The sequence below is a fragment of the Flavobacterium poyangense genome (assembly GCF_011751075.1).
Taxonomy (GTDB): Bacteria; Bacteroidota; Bacteroidia; order Flavobacteriales; family Flavobacteriaceae; genus Flavobacterium; species Flavobacterium poyangense.
In genome coordinates, this window is record NZ_JAALLN010000010.1 from 59,569 (window position 1) to 78,985 (window position 19,417).

Annotated in this window: 15 protein-coding genes; 8 read left to right on the forward strand and 7 right to left on the reverse strand. The window is 33.2% G+C overall.

Annotated features, from left to right (window positions below; all coding sequences use genetic code 11):
- Nucleotides 1–30: 30 nt before the first annotated feature.
- From G3A47_RS15565 to G3A47_RS15590, 6 genes are read right to left on the reverse strand one after another with little or no spacing between them, the layout of a single operon-like run.
- Nucleotides 31–552 carry a general secretion pathway protein gene (locus tag G3A47_RS15565; protein WP_166923944.1) on the reverse strand — a complete coding sequence of 174 codons (522 nt, stop codon included), beginning with the start codon at nucleotides 550–552 and terminating at the stop codon, nucleotides 31–33.
- Between the two features lies 1 nt (nucleotide 553).
- The gene (locus G3A47_RS15570) at nucleotides 554–1,750 is read right to left on the reverse strand and encodes a general secretion pathway protein (protein ID WP_166923946.1); all 1,197 of its coding nucleotides are present in this window, start codon (nucleotides 1,748–1,750) and stop codon (nucleotides 554–556) included.
- The gene (locus G3A47_RS15575; protein WP_166923948.1) at nucleotides 1,750–3,933 is read right to left on the reverse strand and encodes a type II secretion system protein GspD; all 2,184 of its coding nucleotides are present in this window, start codon (nucleotides 3,931–3,933) and stop codon (nucleotides 1,750–1,752) included. The genes G3A47_RS15570 and G3A47_RS15575 overlap by 1 nt, the downstream gene beginning before the upstream one ends.
- Nucleotides 3,934–3,972: 39 nt before the next feature.
- A complete protein-coding gene (locus G3A47_RS15580) occupies nucleotides 3,973–5,376 on the reverse strand; it encodes a GspE/PulE family protein (RefSeq protein WP_166923950.1) in 1,404 nt (467 codons plus the stop codon).
- A 1-nt stretch (nucleotide 5,377) separates the two neighbouring features.
- Nucleotides 5,378–5,854 carry a general secretion pathway protein gene (locus tag G3A47_RS15585; protein WP_166923952.1) on the reverse strand — a complete coding sequence of 159 codons (477 nt, stop codon included), beginning with the start codon at nucleotides 5,852–5,854 and terminating at the stop codon, nucleotides 5,378–5,380.
- Entirely contained in the window at nucleotides 5,854–6,273 is a 420-nt protein-coding gene (locus G3A47_RS15590; protein ID WP_350339439.1) for a prepilin-type N-terminal cleavage/methylation domain-containing protein, read from the reverse strand. Before G3A47_RS15590 ends, G3A47_RS15585 begins: the two co-directional genes overlap by 1 nt.
- Nucleotides 6,274–6,715: 442 nt before the next feature.
- Between G3A47_RS15590 and G3A47_RS15595 the strand changes: the two genes are divergently transcribed.
- From G3A47_RS15595 to G3A47_RS15630, 7 genes are all read left to right on the forward strand, one after another.
- Entirely contained in the window at nucleotides 6,716–9,790 is a 3,075-nt protein-coding gene (locus G3A47_RS15595) for a hypothetical protein (RefSeq protein ID WP_166923954.1), read from the forward strand.
- Between the two features lie 12 nt (nucleotides 9,791–9,802).
- Nucleotides 9,803–13,528: a DUF6443 domain-containing protein gene (locus G3A47_RS15600; protein ID WP_243860479.1), complete on the forward strand. Its 3,726-nt coding sequence runs from the start codon at nucleotides 9,803–9,805 to the stop codon at nucleotides 13,526–13,528.
- Nucleotides 13,515–14,177 (forward strand): hypothetical protein, encoded by a 663-nt coding sequence (locus G3A47_RS15605; RefSeq protein WP_166923956.1) that lies wholly within the window; start codon nucleotides 13,515–13,517, stop codon nucleotides 14,175–14,177. The genes G3A47_RS15600 and G3A47_RS15605 overlap by 14 nt, the downstream gene beginning before the upstream one ends.
- Before the next feature lie 42 nt (nucleotides 14,178–14,219).
- The gene (locus G3A47_RS15610) at nucleotides 14,220–14,663 is read left to right on the forward strand and encodes a hypothetical protein (protein ID WP_166923958.1); all 444 of its coding nucleotides are present in this window, start codon (nucleotides 14,220–14,222) and stop codon (nucleotides 14,661–14,663) included.
- 233 nt (nucleotides 14,664–14,896) lie between these two features.
- Complete coding sequence (locus G3A47_RS15615; protein WP_166923960.1) at nucleotides 14,897–15,277, forward strand: hypothetical protein; 381 nt, start codon at nucleotides 14,897–14,899, stop codon at nucleotides 15,275–15,277.
- A gap of 355 nt (nucleotides 15,278–15,632) precedes the next feature.
- A complete protein-coding gene (locus G3A47_RS15625; protein WP_166923964.1) occupies nucleotides 15,633–15,959 on the forward strand; it encodes a MafI family immunity protein in 327 nt (108 codons plus the stop codon).
- 36 nt (nucleotides 15,960–15,995) lie between these two features.
- Nucleotides 15,996–16,589, forward strand: a complete 594-nt coding sequence (locus G3A47_RS15630) for an SMI1/KNR4 family protein (RefSeq protein ID WP_166923965.1) — start codon at nucleotides 15,996–15,998, stop codon at nucleotides 16,587–16,589.
- A gap of 99 nt (nucleotides 16,590–16,688) precedes the next feature.
- Here the strand turns inward: G3A47_RS15630 and G3A47_RS15635 are convergent, their stop codons facing one another.
- Nucleotides 16,689–17,663: a hypothetical protein gene (locus G3A47_RS15635; protein WP_166923967.1), complete on the reverse strand. Its 975-nt coding sequence runs from the start codon at nucleotides 17,661–17,663 to the stop codon at nucleotides 16,689–16,691.
- 465 nt (nucleotides 17,664–18,128) lie between these two features.
- Between G3A47_RS15635 and G3A47_RS15640 the strand changes: the two genes are divergently transcribed.
- The gene (locus G3A47_RS15640) at nucleotides 18,129–19,112 is read left to right on the forward strand and encodes a tail fiber protein (protein WP_166923969.1); all 984 of its coding nucleotides are present in this window, start codon (nucleotides 18,129–18,131) and stop codon (nucleotides 19,110–19,112) included.
- The last annotated feature ends 305 nt before the right edge of the window (nucleotides 19,113–19,417 follow it).

Here is a 19,417-nt window from a genome sequence, read left to right on the forward strand (position 1 = left end):
TTTTCACTTTACTTTTTACTTAAGCTTTATCTAAATCCCTTTATTCGTCTGCATAATCACTTCAACAAACAATTGATCAGTATTAGTTTTGTAATTTTTCTTTCTGGTGAAATTCAAATGTTTGATCGCTCCGAGTTTCGGATTATTCTCGATTTGATTTAGTAAAGCCAAACAACCATTAAAAGAACCTTCTAAGGTAAAAATATAGCTGGTTGTACTAAAGCCTTTTTGGCTGATGTTATGCGGTTCCTGAAAATCGGTTATTTTAAGGTGATACTGATTGCTGTAAGAGCTTAATTGCTTTAATAAATCATTCTGAAAAGAATCTGAAACATTAATCTCATATTGCGCCAAAACCTGATCCAACTGTTTCTCTTTCTGAATAAGTTGCGCTACAAGATTGGGCATATTACTATCATCTGCAATTTGCTTTTCCTTTTCTTTGTATTGTTTGTAATACTGAATCGTATTTGAAATAGCAAACGAATAACAAATATAGAGGATTAAGACAAATCCCGCTACAAGTCCTTTATTCTTTTTGTTAAGCTTCATTTTATTTCAATGTTATTTTGATAGCAAATTCGGTTTCATTGGCCTCATTTTTTCCGAAATGTGTAATCAAAACCTTGTCGATCCATTTGATTTTTTCCGTGTTCTCTACCCACTGTGTAAAATCATCATTAGAAACGGTGATCCCTTTTACAACAATAACTTTATCAGTTGTCAGAACAGCTTCTTCTGCTTTTATCTTTTTCTCTAATGGATTAAAAATCAATTCTGTTAATACAATCGAAGCCGGGATATCTTTGGCAATCTCATTAATCAAAAGCGAGCTTTGCGAATCTGTTTTACCAAGACTGTTTTTTACTTTTTCTTCTTTTACAATAATTCGCTGTTTAATTTTCCCAACATCCTCTAAGGAAGACTGATTTACTAAAATCGTTTCTGTAGTTTCCTGCGCCCTTTTGTAATAGTGCGTAAAAAAAATAAAATTTAGTACTAAAATAACCAGGACAATTCCAATCATTATTTTTAGTCCTTTCTGAAAAAATTGCTTCTGGTTATAGGCATCATACAATTCTTCGGTATACGCTACAACCGATCCGGTATTAGCAGAAGTATGCAACAGCAATCGCACTATTCCTGAAAAAACCAATAAATGTCTGTTCTCTACCTCCAGATCATTAACATTATAACAAACAGAAGTCTCTTGTACACTCGAAGAGATAAGTTGATTCTCTTCTTGTTTTGAAACTAATTGATTGTTGGTAAAAATCCGCTCTTCTTGTAGATATTCGAAAATTTCAGATAGTGCACAAACCCCCAGACTAATACCGGAAATTGTTATCTTTTGTTCTTCGTACTGTTTTACAAGATCGTTTACATATGTTTTTCTGGCAATGGCAATAATAGATTTTGCTTTTAAGCGCCAGATTTCAAAATAAAACTCCTCCCAATTGGTATTCGGAAATGCTTTATGCAATAGCTTTTCATCTGAGGCTTCCACACCCGAAACTTCCTTGTGAATGACTTGATTGGTATTCACAATTAAAAAGAAAGGCAATTTCACATCCCATTTGTCTGCTATTTTCTGTGTATAACGAACTCTGTCTTTTTTTGAAATGACCAATCCTTCTTTCTTTTGTTCCACCAAAAGCAAGGCAATTTTCTCTTCATTGTTTAAAGTGAAATGTTCAATACCAATGTACTGTTTACCTAATAAAAGTGAAGTTATAGAGGGCAAAGTCATTAGTAAATAACGGTTGGTTTGATTAATACACTTAATTTTTTCTTAGAATCTTCGCGTTTACGAGAGCTAAACAACCATTTGATAATTGGAATTCTGGACAATAATGGTACTCCGGTTCCGGAATCATTTTTAACAGATTCTTCCAACCCTCCCAAAACGATTAAATCCTGATCTTTTACTCTGATTATCGAAGTAAACTCACGCGAGTTGATTCCCGGAGGAGCATCTTTGTCAACTTTTTGTCCGTTAAAACTGGATTGAATCACTTTTATATCCATTGTAATCTGACCGTCTCCGGACACTAATGGCATAATCGTTACCGATAATTCGGCATCGATTGGTTGATAATTTTTTACTTCTGATGCTTGTGGAATCTGAGAACCATAAAAATTCTGATTGGTAACCACATAATAAGTCGTTTCTCCAATAGATAAATACGCTTTATGTCCGTTTAATGTAGACAATCTTGGGGAAGAACGTACTTTCAGATTTCCATTGGTCTCCATCGCTTTAAGGCTTACATAAAAATTAGGCACCACTTTACCGATATTCAACGATCCAAATCCGCTGAATCCATCAATAATATTGTTAATGGTCTGTGCTCCCAAATTAATATCAGCAGTAGGAAAAATTGTTCCTGTAGTGGTTACGGGTTTATCTCCAATACCTGCTTTCATTCCTGTCTCTACCGTTGCCGATCTGTTTACCTCCAAAAGCATTACTTCGATCAAAATTACTGGTACTGCTTTGTCAATATATTTTATAAAAGATTCAAATCGTTCTATATTCGCTGCCGGTCCGTTAACCAAAAAGCTATTCAGTTCTTTATCGATTTTTATATCCAAATCTTTTTTAATTTCATCAGGAATAATCGTCAAAATAGATTCCGAAGCATTATCGCTACTTGAGGATGAATAAGATCGTGTACTATTTTGGTTTTGAAAATTAGAGCCGTTCTGATTCTGAAACCCCGAATTGTTTCTCGAAGAATCTTGCGAATTGTAATTGGTATAACTGTTTGAGTTATTTAATCGACCGGCACTTCTGCCCTCCTTTGATGGGTCGCTCAAAATTTCGATAGAACGATACATTAAAGGAATCAATTTGATATTTCTAACCACCAACTGTTCTTTAGTTCCAAAATAATAAATAGCACCACTCTTCATAAAAGTAAAAGAACCGGAGCCCGAAGAAGCTGAAAAATTATTTCCGGAATTATTGTTATACTGTTGTTGTGAAGGATTACCATTTGAGACTGAATTCCCTTCCGCTTTTGTTTCAAACAATTTTATCAGTAAAGCATCAAAACTAATATTTTTTGCTTTTACAGTAGCATTTCCGGCACCCTCTAACGGACTTGAAACGAACATATCTACATCAAGTTCATGTCCAATATCGTAGATAATACTGGAGATTGGTGTATTTTCGAAGTCAACATCCAAGAGTTTTTTTTCTGCATCTACTACAGTAAAGAAAAAATTCGATTTTCTGGGGCGTTGTGGTTTGTTTTGTCTTATTGCTCCATTGGCATCACCCGTTTCAGGTGTGTAGTTTCCTTCCAACTTATCAAAAACATAAAAGTTATCTCTCGTTTTTGTCACTGTCAGATTGTTAGCAAAAGCCAGTTTATTCAAGGCCGCATCAAAAGGCATGTTTTTGATATATGCCGTTAGCAATTGATTTTCGAGACCGGGAGCAAAAACTAAATTTTTAGCACTTTCGTCCATTATTTTTCGAAACACATCGTACAATTTGTCGTCTTTTAAATTCAGACTTAACAAATTACCATCAGTATAATAAACTACATCAATGACTTTTACACCCGGAATCACGATTGGCTTCTCATAGGTTTTTATAGCTAAGATATTACCTGTAAAATCTATCGTCAGGTTGTATTCTTTGCACAAAAAAATCAATAAATCACCAACTGTTACATCAGAGAAATTATTCACGATATTCGTCTGGCTTAAATTTGGCGCCACACTAATATTCAATTTATGAATTTGTGAAATAGCCAGCAAAAAGCTCGATAAAGAAGCTTCTTTAATATTTACATTAACTTTTTCATTCAACCCCGGTGCGTCGGCGGTGATGGATTCAATGTGATTCTTAAGCTGAGAGATTCTGTTTTCTTGCGAAAAGGAAAATTGGAATATAAGAAGTAAAATAATTATTTTTTTCATGAACGAATTTCGAAATGCAAATGGTATGCGGTTTACTATTTATAAGAGTAATGAAAAGACTTCGTCTATAGAAGTAATTCCATCGTTTATTAATGCCAAGGCATTGCGTTTGAGGGTAAAGATATCATTTTCTTCCAGATAGCCCTCAATGTCTGTTTGATTGCTTTTGATTAAGGCGGCTAATTCAGATCCGATTGGCAAAATTTCATAAATTGCTTTTCTGCCCGAATATCCGGTATGATAACAATTTTCACATCCTACTGCAACATGATGTTTGGTTAGATTTTTCGGGATTTCGAAGTCCATCGGAAAAACGGCAGAGCTGATATCTTCTTCCATTTTGCACGAATCACAAAGCTTACGAACCAAACGCTGTGCTACACTCACATTCAAAGTGCTTGCAATTAAAAAAGAAGGAACTCCCATATCGATTAGTCTCGAAACCGTTGCCCAGGCCGAATTGGTGTGTATGGTTGACAACACTAAATGCCCCGTTAATGCGGCTCGAATTGCCATATTGGCTGTGCTAACATCCCTGATCTCCCCAACCATAATAATATCAGGATCCTGTCTCAAAAAAGTACGCAAAGTCGTCGCAAAATCAAGTCCGATATTTTCCCTCAATTGTACCTGAGTAACTCCTTCAAGTGTATATTCTATCGGATCTTCAACCGTTAAAATGTTGGTATCCGGAAGATTTAATTGTTTTAAGGTAGCATACAAAGTGGTTGTTTTTCCCGATCCCGTTGGCCCGGAAATCAAAACGATACCATTTGGACGCTTTATATTTTGCAAATAAGTTGCTAACTCCTTTTTTGTAAACCCTAAAGCATTAATATCAATATGACTTGTGTCTTTGCTCAAGATACGCAATACGACCTTCTCTCCGTGCAAAGTAGGCAAAACCGAAACCCTGATGTCAAAATCTTCATACTCGGTTACGATCGTTATACGTCCGTCCTGCGGTAGTCGTTTTTCTGAAATATCAAGTTGCGCCCTGATTTTTATTTTATTTACAATTACAGGATATTCTTCTGTTGTAATATGAAATTGCTCTTTTAATTTTCCATCGAGTCTGAAACGCACCCGGGATCTTTTTTCAAAGGGTTCAAAATGAATATCACTGCTTCCGATTTCTTTGGCATTTAAAACGATTTTCTCCAAGAAATCAGCCGTATAATGTATATCTGAAACCTTATTTGAGTTGGTCTTACGGTAATTGGTACTTAAATAACGGTTTATATTTTCTGTTGTATCTCCTTCTAAACGAACGGAAAAAGGCAACAAAACGGTGAGTTCATTCTGTAAATTTTGTATATCAGCTGCATCTGTTTTCAATACAACAACGTGCTGTTCTTTGGCAATGGGAACGATTCTATAATGGTACGCCTGTTCTGACTTAACCAACTGCTGAAACTCTATAGCGATTTGAAAATTTTTCATTCTAATAGGCGTATAAAAAAGTACTGTCAGAACAAAAAGTAGCCGCATATACTACTCCAAAAAAAAGAGCCATATAACCTGCTAACGGAACCGTTTTTAATTGATTCTTATGCTGAAAAATAAAATGCAGAATTAAAGAAAACACTAATGCAAAAACAAATAAAACAATAAAAGAAACAGTCGCAAAACTAAAACTGATGAAGATAAAAAATAAAATATCCCCCATTCCAATAGCGTTCTGAAAGGCCATTTTTCTTAGTTTAACATAAACAAAACTAACACCTATCAAAATCGCAACAAACAGAAGATTTATACCTGAATTTAAAAAAGCTAATTCCATCGAAAGATAATAGGACTGAATTGCAAACCCCAAAATTCCAACTATCGGATACAGAAACCAATACACCAAACGCTTCTTATAGTCCTGATATAAAATAGCACCCAACACTATAAGTAAGATTAATTTCAAGTACCACATTAATCTTTTGTAATTTGTTTTGGAACTCCATTTTGATCAATTTCCCAAACGTTAAAAACACCATCTCCATTAAAGTCTGTTATAGCGGTAGCTTTTACCTTAAACTCTGTATCGCTGGAATGTATAACTTCATAAACATAATTGGCACTACCGTTTTCTTTGGTGGTCTTTGGCGCCTCAAAATCTATTTCATTAAAGTTCGGACTGTATTTGGTATACATAAAATAATACTGCTTCTCGGCATTATAGATCGCTTTTAACTGTACTTGCGCTTCTACACTTTTTGCTTTGGTAATTAAGGGCATCAAGTTCGGTAAAGCAATCAATAGCAATATACCAATGATAGCCAAAACAATAAGCATTTCCTGAAGGTTGAAGGAAGGCAGTTTCTTTAGTAAATTTTTCTTCAAAACTAGTATAATTTTATTTTTGCAAATATATCTTTTTTATTTCGAAAATAATTATCCTAATTATGCGAAATACTTTATTAAAGACATTGTACAATTGAAAGAAATATTTTATCATTGCCATCCATAATTATCAAGAAACCATAAAACATAACAACGTAATATTCAACCTACACCCTATAATCCTAATCTTTTTTCATGCCTAAAACAACATATGAGTATTACACCATTGTTATCTTAAATTTCTTTAGCACTCCCAAAGCTTACTTTTTCCTAGCATTAAAACAAACTACAACCACGTCCAAATTATCATATAAATAAGTCTCAAACAAACACCCATCAAAATAATCCAGAAGTAAACTGCCCTTTTACTAACTAATTATTACTCAGAAAGTATAAAAAGAGAAGTGTATTAATAATTACTAAGAGAAAAAGTTACCCAAATAAAAAAACAATGAAAATTAAATACTTTAAATTCACTAAAAGCATTCTACTTTTTAGCATTTTATTAATTGTAAACCCCATAAGAAGTCAAGGAACAGCTTCTTATTTGCGTTTAAATGTAAAAGCTCCTAATGTAACCGATTTTATTAGATATGGAAATATACAAGCATCATCCTTTACTGGTGCAATTGATTTAAAAATTCCATTATTGTCAGTTCAAAACAATAACCAAACACCTATTGATATTGGTCTTATTTATAACTCCTCAGGTTTTATGCCCTCCAAAAGATCTGGGCTAGTTGGTTTAAATTGGGCATTAAATGTGGGTGGAGTCATTAGCAGACAAATAAAAGGTGTACCAGACGATTATGTGGGATGGCCTAACGAACAATCTCCATCTGTATTGGGTGTATTTAACAAAAATGGATTTATTATAGGACTAAGAAAAAATCCGTTATTTACAACTAATGATGTTTTTAATTTTTCTTCTACAACAGGATTTCAACATCGTGCTTTGGAATGGATGTTAGGTACATATGGTAGCAATGTAGCTTACGAAGGATCTCCCGATATTTTTGAATTTAATTTTAACGGTATAACAGGAAAATTTCACATAGGCAATGATGGAAAAGCAAAAGTAGTAACAAATCAATCCAATAATTTAATCGTTGATATCACAGGGATTTCTCAACAAAACGGCACCAGCTGCGCACCAACTCCTTCAGAAATAAAAATTACAGATAATCAAGGAAATCAATACTTTTTTGGAGGTACATTAAATAATTTAGAATACAACCTATCGTTGGGAGGCAGACATACTCGTTTTATGGGGATACAGACTCAACCAATTATAACGTCATGGTTTCTAAGAAAAATAATTTATACCAATAATTCTGAAATCAATTTTACTAACAGAATCGATACTCTTATCCCCGATGATCTAGGTGATGGTCCCACTTCAAACATAGTGGCCAATAGAGATTTTCTTTCTCTCAATCAATACATAGCCGAAGAGAGAACTTTTCAAGAATATAGTAAACCTTTCTTTGGCCGTGACATAAAAGATTACAGTAATAGTACGACTTCCGGAATTAGAACAATGTATGAATTACAAAAAAAAGTTATTCTTGACAAAATAGAAGGAGACAATTTTATAGTTAATTTTAATTATAGTCCTCAGTTGCATAAATTTAATAGAAAGTTACCGACATCATCCGTTTTTGAATATGAAGACATTAAATTAGACAGTATTAATCTCACTGATAAAGCTAATACCGTCATAAAAAAAATCAATTTTTCTTATACCTATTTAGGAGGAACTTACAACAGAATGTTTTTAGAAACTATGACAGAGTATGGAAAAACACCATACAAATTTGAATACAACGCTGCAACTAATTTACCGGATCCGTCTTCAAGAGGTCTAGATTATTGGGGGTTCTGGAATGGTTTAGACACTCAGAATACATTAATTCCAGATATCGACTATACACCAAGTGGCGACTTTTCATATACCTCAAATACAAGAGAACCATCATTTGATAAATCAAAACAAGGTTTATTAATAAAAGTAATCTATCCGACAGGGGGACATACACAATTTGAGTATGAGCCTCATTACTATAACCAATTCTTAGACAAGCCAAGTTCAAACAATTTCTTACCCCTCTTAACACAGAAGAACGGTACAGCTGGAGGAGCGAGAATAAATAAAATCATTGATTTTGATGGTCAGTCAAATACAAATATCCGAGAATTTAAGTATTTAAAAAATTACTCCCCTACAAATCCATCAAACACTATTTCAAGTGGTACTTTAATGAATTGGCCCCGATATGCTATTCATTTCGAATCAAATAATGCTGGAGAAAAGACTTCTTGTATCATTATAAAATCAAACTCAGTAACTACTTCAAATCTTGATAATTTAATCACTTATTCGGAAGTTGCAGAAACAACAAATGGAAATGGATATAGCGTAAGTAAATTTAAAGATTACTCAACAACACCTGACTTAGATATAAATAACAAGTTAATATATAATGGCTATAGTGCTTTTGGCTCCGAATCTAATTTAACCCCATTGGGATTATACAAAAACCACCCCGGCTTATTTTTAGATGATCGTAGCATTGAAAGAGGAAAGCTGATTTCAAAAAAGATATATGATAATTCAAATAATTTAAAAAATGAAGAAATTTTTACATACAATAATTCGGTAAGTCGTTTTGACAGATATTCTATATCTATTCATAATACAGGCGTTTGGTCGCAGTCGAACAGATTATACTATTATAACGATTATTTAACCCAAAAAACTAGTATAACCTACAACAATAGCAATCCCATAACTACTACAGAAAAATATGAATATGGTACGGAGTCCTTATCCGACAATTTAATATCAAAATCAATCGTAAAGAGTCAAACGGGCACTTTAACATCCAAATATTACTATCCACATGATCCATTAATGGTATCAGAACCTCTAAATGTACAGCTTATTGCTAAAAATATCATTGGTACACCATTAAAAACGGAATCATTTAACGAGCAAGAAAAATTATCAGAAACAACAACAAAATATGCCAGTTATCCTTCATCAATAGCTGGACAATCTTTACTATTGCCGCAATTTGTTTACACAAAAAAAGGAAATGTCTTATTTAGTCAATTAGAAAGAAAGACGACCTATAATAACTATGACTCTCAAGGCAATATTACACAATACACTATAGAAAATGAAAATCCTGTTTCAGTAATTTGGGGTTATAATAAAACTCTACCAATTGCTAAGTTTGAAAATGCTACAAATACACAAATAGCAACTGTGTTAGGAGTTTCAGATCTTAACGCTCTTAATGAAACTAATTTGCCTGCAATTGATGCATTACGAAATAATATCGCTTTTTCTAATTGTATGATTTCAACTTATACACATATTCCACTTGTTGGAGTGAGAACTATTACTGATCCAAAAGGAGATAAAATGACCTACACTTATGACATTTTTGGCAAACTTGAATTTGTAAAAGACAAAAATGATGATATTCTTTCAGAAAATCAATACAAGTATAAACAATAAACCAAAAGCCTCATGAAAAAAATATTACAACTTCTTTTGGTTTTGTCCCCATTTATGGTAATCGGTCAAACCCAAAATTATATCAAAACTATTACTTATAAAAAAGCTACTCGTACTAAAATACCATCCCCTCAAATTACGCAAGCTTCACAAAACATTACTTATTTTGATGGACTTGGAAGACCAATTCAGCAAATTGCCGGACAACAATCTGCAACAGGAAAGGATATCATCACCCATATGAAGTATGATAGTTTTGGAAGACAAGTAGAAGAATACCTGCCATTTAAATCGTCTAATACTAATTTGGCTTTTGACCCGCTTGCTGAAGAAAACGTTTTATCCTACTATACAAATCCTAACCCGGTTGTTAATGGAAATCCAACAATGGAAGCAACCACAAATCCATTTAGCAGAAAAGAAATGGAGGCATCTACTCTTAGCCGTGTTTTAAAACAAGCTGCTCCGGGAAATGATTGGAAATCAGGACTAGGTCATGAAATAAAAATAGAATATCAAAACAATACAACAAATGAAGTAAAGTTCTTCACAGCTCAAACTGTTTGGGACTCCTCACAAGAGCTCTATACCATTTCTCTAATTAACAATAATTATTATACTGCTAATGAGCTTGAAAAAACTATAACTTATGACGAAAATACCTCAGCTACACCTCTGGAAATGAATGGGGCTACAGTAGAATTCAAAAATAAGGAAGGACAAATTGTATTAAAAAGAACCTATGGTTCTGTTGCAGCTGGTACAGTTAATGAAAAACACGATACTTATTATGTATATGATATTTATGGAAATCTAACTTACGTAATCCCACCAAAAGCAGCGGATCTTATAGGTAATACACAAACAAACTTAGAAGTAGATCTGGAATCTAAAGCAATACTTGCGCCATCAAGTCCTGCTCTACATCTGATAGCCTCAAATTCTATTCGTTTAGTTCCTGGATTCCATGCAAAAACTGGTAGTACGTTTAGTGCTGTTATTGATCGTAATCAAGCTATCTTAGACAATTTATGTTACCAATATAAATATGATTATCGCAACCGCCTTGTAGAGAAAAAACTACCAGGCAAGCAATGGGAATTTATAATATATGATAAACGAGACAGACCTGTAGCTACCGGACCTGCTAACTCACCTTTTAGAGATGTAAATTCTCCCGGGTGGATGATTAACAAATATGATATTTTCAACCGCCCAGTACTTACCGCGTGGTTACCAGCAACCGTAACTCCTGCAACCAGAAAAACATTGCAGGAAGCTCAAAATGGATATACTAACGACTTTAGTGAAACCAAAACGGGAACTTCACTTAATACTGCTATTAATGGTGTCAATTTTCGTTATAGCAACGTAGCCTGGCCAAAAGCAGATTACCATGTCTTAGCAATAAATTATTATGATGATTACAATTTTCCAGATGCTCCTGTAATCCCTGCAACAGTTGCAGGATTAGACCAACCAGTATATTACAATACAACCATAAAACCTATTGGACTACCTACTGGTACATGGGTCAGAGTTTTAGAAGCCAGTACTGATAATCGAAATGAACAAACGTATAGTCTTTACGATGCAAAGGCAAGACTGGTTCGTTCGTATACCAAAAACTACCTTGGTGGCTACACTTGTGTTGATTACAAACTTGATGCTTTCTCCGGGCAGTTAAAATACAACATTACCACACACAAGAGACTTTGGGAAGATTCCGAATTGAAAACGACTGAAGCTTACACCTATTCTGATCAGGATAGAATCCTAACCCAAACACATCAAATAGAAACCTCAAACCCAACTACCGAAACTATATTTAGCAACACCTATGACGAATTAGGTCAGTTAATCTCTAAAAAAATAGGAAACAATATCCAAAAAATAGATTATACCTACAATATCCGAGGATGGTTAAGCGGAATCAATGATGTTTCCTCTTTAACTAGAGTCGGAGATCCTAAAGATCTGTTTGCTTTTAAAATTAATTACAATAACTCTAGTACCACTGATGTTAAAGCATTATACAACGGGAATATCTCCGAAACTTATTGGACAAGTGCTTCAGAAGTACCCCCTATAATAAGAGGTTATGCATATAAATATGACAACCTTAATCGTCTAAAAACAAGTATTTCCAAACGAAATAATATTATAAATAATGCTTATGATGAAACCCTAACCTATGATAAAAACGGAAACATTATGTCAATCATTCGTAATGGAAATAGCGAAACTGCTCAGGAAATTGATAGGTTAGTATACAGCTATCTCAACAATAACAATTCCAATCAACTTATGAAAATGGTTGATAATGCTCCTGCTCTTTACAAAGGAAGTGGCTTTGTAGACAGTGCAGCAAATACAACAGACGATTATAGTTATGATGCCAATGGCAATATGATAAAAGACAATAACAAAAACATCACAGCTATTAGCTACAATCATCTTAATTTACCAACCAAAATTACTTTTGGCTCAACGGGGAACATTACTTATCTTTACAATACAACAGGTCAAAAAGTTCAGAAAATTGTAACTAAAGGTGTTAATGTAACAACGACTGATTATTTAGGAGGTTATCAATATATTAAAACCCCATCCGATACTAAAGCAACGCTTAAGTTTTTCCCAACATCGGAAGGCTATGTCGAGCCTTCAGGAAGTTCTTATAAATACATATACCAATACAAAGATCACTTAGGGAATGTTCGCCTAAATTATGACAAAAACCTTGTTATTCAAGAAGAAAACAACTATTACCCATTTGGATTAAAGCAAGAAGGATATAATACCGTTAAAAATGCTACCAATGATGCGTTAAAATATAAATACAATGGAAAGGAGCTACAAGACGAAAATATTGTAGGCTCTCAATTAAATTTGTACGATTATGGATGGAGAAATTATGACCCAACACTAGGTAGATGGATGAGTATTGATAATTTATCAGAAAAATATATCTCCGCCTCTCCATATCATTACGCTGGTAACAATCCAATTCTTTATTTAGATATCGATGGCAATGAATTTACTCAAGAGGCATGGCAATGGGTTAATAAACTCATTTCAGATATAAATTCTAGACAGCAAAAAAACAATAATAGCATATCTGATTATCAATCCAAAATTGCAACTGGTGGTACACAAAGACAAATAGCAAGATGGAACAGGAGTATTAATGAATTACAAGCTAATAATCAAGATTTGGAAGCGACTAGAGGAGAAACAGCTACCTTAGCAGCTTCTTCACAAGTTTACAATGTCGAATATGATGCTTCAGGTACCGAAAGAGATGCTCTTGGAAATTCAACTATAGTAAATCAAACCTACTATAAGACTCAAAATGATCAAGTAACCATTACAGTTTCATCAGGAACTGATTTAGGTCTTTTTTCACATGAATTGAAGCATGCCTTTCAATTTGAAACTGGTCAGACAAGTTTATCATTTGACAAAAAACCAGTAGTAAATTTTCTTCATGATGGATTTGATGAGGTTGAAGGATATCAAAGAGGTCAACTTTTTGGTCAAAAGGAGAATATTAATACAGCTGCCGATTTAGCAAGCAAGCAGCTATATAATGGATTGCAAACAGGACCTGTATCTATTCATAATTATAGTGGTGGACGAATGATGACTTCGAATAATGCAGCTTTAAATTACCTTGCAAAACAAAAACAGCAGGCTTTTAGAATTAATAATACAACATACAATGGAAAAAGATAATAGAAAATCTAAAATTATTTTTATTATTTCAATTTCAATATTACTAACTGGTTGTAGTAGAAATTATATAGGAACTTATCATAATAGTAGTAATTCAAATTTATACAATTCGGAAATTATAATTGATAATGAGTATTTAACTTATAAGGCTATGTCTGATATGCTGGGCAATATCATACAAAAAGAAAAGTATCTAGTAAAAAAAGATTCAATTATTGTTAAATTTCAAGATGATCCATTAATTCTACCTTATACCTTGTCATATTTTGATAATCAAATAAATGGAATAAAAATTACTTTAATGCCAATCTTAACAAATGATTCAATTCCTCCAATAGTTAATGTAATTGTTAATGATTCTATTAAGTACACATCTGGAAGAAATGATACTATTCTAAATATTAAAAGACTTAAAAAAATTCATTTTGAGGATGTTGGCTTAAAATTCGTCAAGGATACGACCATAACTTTTTTAAATGAAACTGCAAATGTTTTTAAAATAAGATTAAAGAATAAATATGATGTGCCAGTATTAAAAAAGAATGGAACTATCAAATATTTAATTGATAACAAAAAACTTTACTTATTAGATTATGATAAGTCAGTAAATAATTATGTTAGGAGCAATAAGTATTATTTAAAGAGATAATGAGTATACAAGATAATAAATAGAATTATTTAATTTTTTAAAATGAAAAAATACATTGTATTATTAATAATTCTCTTCATTTCTTGCAATAAAAAAGTTGAATGTGAAGGCAAAATTAATTTATCAAATATTAAGATAAGAATTCAAAAAAGCAATCCCGTTTTGAGAGAATATGATCGTTATTTAATAATAACTTGTAATAAAGAAGATATTTATGAAACCAAAATAAAGGGAGATATAGGTACTGGAGCAAAAAGTTATTTATATGACAATGGTAATTCTTTTACATTAATTGATTGTGATAGTAGTTGGTACTTTATTAATAAGGATGACGGAATCATTACTTTGAAAGGAAAATTTTGGATGAAAACTCCTCCTGTAAATTATATCGGAACTTTTATACTAAGTAGTAGAAATAATAAAGTTGAATTTGTTAAAGAGAAAAATATTCAAACTAAAGACATCTATATATATGGTGGTGGATGACGATTTACGACAGAGTAAGAATATGGCAGTGTTCCAAAATTAGTGATATTGAATTTTATAATGCATTTAAAATGAAACGCCATTACAAATCGTTAAAAAAAAGATGAACAGTAATGCTCATCTTTTTTTGTTTAGCATTCTCTTAAAAGAACAATAATAAGCAAAAAACCGCCTGACATTTCAGACTCAATGGATAAACATTGCCCCAATAATGTAAATTTGTAACCAACGGTGTGGAAAATGTAGCTTTTACAGATGTTGAAAGAAAACTTTTAGCTACAGTACGCTCAGGAGGCGCTAATTCTTACCCGGTTGTTTCTCTCATCGGCACACAAGGATTTGTAGATGTTCACATTCCCGCAGGAGTTACATCAGGTATTTCGTTGTTGGGTAATTCTTCCATGTATAAGATTTACAATTTAAAAACAGGAGCACTTACCACTACCCTAACTGGCGGAAATGCCCCGCTCGCTCGGATATATTTCACCACAACGATAGTGCAGATTTGCAATCTGTGTCCACAAAGTAATTCATGCAATATAAATAAAAGTACAGTTTTAGGCTGTACTTTTTATATTTGTAGAAAAAAACAGTGCCAACAAAGTACAAAGTAATGACAACAGCAGAAGAAGGAATTATTTGGGTTTAGAAAGTGATTTAGGAGTGATTTTATTAGATCTATTTTGAGAAAATTAATCTTTGTGGGCACAGATTGCAAATCTGCGTTATCGGTTTAACTTGTACCAAAAGTATGTTCCCTATGAGTTTTAGCAATAGTAAAATTAAGGATGGATTTTCAGAAGTTGTTACAAATAATCTATGGGTTCAACAGACAGGACGTACTGGTCAAATGTTAACGAGAAGTGGTCAACCTGTTTGCTTTGTAACTGAAGGGTTCTATAATGGGACAAAAATTAGAGTCATCAATACCCATAGTGAAATAATAACTACCTTTCCAATAAGATAGATATGAATACATTAGCAAAATTAATACTCGCTCTACTTGATACTGCAAAAGCATTAGGGTTGTATGAAGTAGATCTAAATAATGCAAAAAATCTATTATATAATAGAGAATATGGTCTTGCATTTGATACGATTATTACTCAACTGTATGAATATGAGATTGAGATTGATCAGGAGTTTTATAATTTAATAGAAGTCATCGCTAAAAGAATGGATATATCCGAAGAACGGTATTCTTTCATAAAAGAATTAATCCGCGCTGACAATATAGTAACTAAACCAGTAAAGGACAAATTAGCAGAGATATTGAAAAGCTTGGAAGTTGGATAGCTAGGAAGCCGCTTAGACGAATAGCCGTTTTTAATTATGAATTACATAGAAGACATAAAGAAAGAGTTGCATAAATTTGAGAATTTAGGGATGGAAATATCTCAGTTAGGAGCAATTCTCATTGGAAAAGCGCCACATATAGCTAGATTGGCTTGGCTTAATGAAGTTTATCCTATATTAAAAGAGGATGAAATATTGCTATTAGAGTCTGAATTAAATACAAAGATACCAGAAGCTTATAAATTCTTTTTAACACAATTCAGTAATGGTTTAAGTATTTTTGTTGCAACTTTTACTTTGTATGGTTTAAGAAGAGATATAGGTCGCTCAATTGAAGGAAGTAGACAACCTTTTTCTTTACTAACTACTAATTTGCAAGAAAGACCTAAAAAATCTAAAGATTCGTATTTTTTTATAGGAGGCTATAACTGGGATGGTTCAAAACTGTATATAGACAAAGAAACAAATAAGGTTCATTATTGCGACAGATGTGACGCTACCTCACTATATGAGTGGAATTCATTTGAAGAAATGATAGTCTCGGAAGTCAAACGAATAACTAATTTGTTTGATGATAAAGGTGTTATCTTAGACGAAGATATGAACACAACTCCAGTTGAAATATTATAATTTCTAAGCAAAAAAGAGCCCCTTCAAACTTTTGAAAGAGGCTCTTTTTCTTTTTATACCCGCAAAAAAATCGAGAATAGTTTCTTTCTACTGTAAAGCTTATTTAGTCTGCAAAACTTTATTATCTCTCAAAAGCTTTGCGTTACTAAGCTGAAGCTCGTTTACCTTTTTATTCAGATCAATAATATACAGCGTAAGCTCTTCGATCTTCTGTAGTAATTTGGCATTCATTTCCCCTAGACTTATCCCCTCTTTTATTGCTTCTGCTTCACTTGGGATATTGGCTAGATGTCCTTTTTCTTTAATATGAGTTTCAACCTGCTCCAGCGTTGGCAAATCATATTCTTTTTTAAATACAAAATCAGGCCAGCTGTCCATGTCTACTTTTACCTCTTTGGAGCGGATAGTTCCGTTTACATCTAACTTATTTTTTGGTGTAGTAATTCCTATACCAACATTACCTGTGCTTTTGTAAATAAGGTTTGTGGCGTTACGCTCCCAATTGTTAAGTGAAGGAGACAGTAAACCGGCATAAGGAGTAGTGCCTTCGGGATGAATGAAAAACAACTCCGCAACCCCCACAACTCCTCCGGGACCTGAATTGGTGGTGTAAAATGTAAATTTTAACTTTGAATAAGCTCCTGCAACAGGTATAGCAGCAGAAAAACTAGTTCCTCCTACATAATCTGTAGTCGAATAATCTGCTATAACCCGCCAAACATTTGCAGCACTAAACTCATCATACCCTTCGATCTTAAATCGGCTTGGGGGACCATAACGTGTAGTCCATCCAACCCATGCTCCTGCTTGTGTATGGTGAGCCGGTAAACCCTCAATAAGAATTACGGCAGGATCTGCTACTGTGATAGCACGATTGGAATAACTTGGAGCCATTCTTCCATCAAACAAAGTCGGGATATCAAGAACAGGCCCCTGTTGTGTCACGGTGAATCTTGTCGAGGCATTAAACAAAATATTATGTTCCCAGGCAACTGGATTCCGATTTGATGAAAGAACCTGACCAATCATACTATGACACATCATGATGCTTATTACCACTATTACTTTTTTCATTCTGTACTATTTATTAATTTACTTTTAGAACTTTCAAAAGTAAAGTTTTACGTAATAGTAAAAAATAAAAATAGCTTTAATCAGGCATAAAATCTGACTTTCCCCTTTATTCTTATTAAACGTTTCTGCCACATTTTATTTTCATACTTTACTACCAGTCCCCTTTTCTAATAAATTGAAACCAACGCAATTATTAAATAGCTCATTTCATACAATTATTTCAGGGTCATGAAAAATAGTTATTCTCTTTTTTACATATAGCTTTCATTATCTCTATGAAAAACTATCACTGCCATTCGTACACAAAAAACATTTTATTTTGCTAGTTTTGTCAAAATTTTGCTATAAATACAAAAATTTCTATACGAAAAAAGTACTTCAATAAAACCAAAAAAAGGTGAATCTCAAGATAAAGCAGACAACTGCTATCTAAAATAAAATCAATACCCAAAATAATCCAAAGAAATGAAAAAAATACTTTTTACTATTAGCCTCTTTTTTGCTCTAAATGCTTCTTTCTCGCAAACAGATATCAATCAGAATGGCATTAAGACCACCGTTGTTGGTCCATATGCGGCAACCTCTACCGAGGCTAAAACTTTTGAAATAGCCAATGTTTCATATAACTCTCATCACTGGCAAAATGGTGGGTCTATAATTGTTGAAATATTTCAACTTTACTTCTCGACAGATTACCAAAAATACATTATAGAAGTAGGTCATGGTCAGGGTACCGGCAATACATTGCCAAAAATTAAATTAATAGAAGCCACCGGTCTCAACCGTGGTGCAAAACTATCGTTAGGGGCTCCCATAGACTTACCAAGTTCTTCAGGAGGGTATGTCAACAAATCTCTACCAATCATTTTAGATGTAAAACAATACAGCAGATACAAAGTAAAATTTACCTATCACCAGGATCGAACTACCGATCTGAACAATGTAAATCAGATTAAGATCAATGAGACGGCAGCCGGCGTTACTATCCCCTCAGACTTTCCTCTCTTAAAAGAATTCGATAATGACCTTAGCACTAATGGGAACTTGCGAGTAACCGGAGCAGGAAATCACTATATTCAAAACGGAAACGTTGGTATAGGTACAACAGTTCCTGACGAAAAGCTTACTGTAAAGGGAAAAATCCATACACAAGAAGTTAAGGTTGATATGTTAGGGGCACTTGTACCGGATTATGTTTTTGCTAAAGATTATAAACTTAAAACACTGGAGGAAGTAGAAACCTTCATTAAAGAAAACAAACACTTACCGGAAATCCCTTCTGCACAGGAAATTGAAAAAAACGGCCTGATGCTAGCTGAGATGAACATGAGTTTACTTAAAAAAATGGAGGAAATGACACTCTATATCATTGAAATAAAAAAAGAGAATGAAAAACAAAACGAGGAACTAAAAAAATTACAAAAAAAATTGAAATTCAAAGAGAAATAAAAACCTTTCTACTTCTTAAAAATTACAAATGAGACCTTTCAACTATTTTTGAAAGGTCTCATTTTTTTTAACGGCGAAAATGGTGTTTTTATTAGAATTGCATTAATTGAAAAACGCAGGATTTTTTGCTTAATGAAATGGCTTCTTTCAATTGATAACAAAAGCCAACTTAATGCACCTCTCCTCTACTCTTTTAAGACTTCTGTATCAATTAATTGAATTAATATCCCCTTTCCTTTATTTTAACTTGTTATCTAAGAAACAATCCTATAAATTCCGACAAACATCCCATTCTAATTTATTAA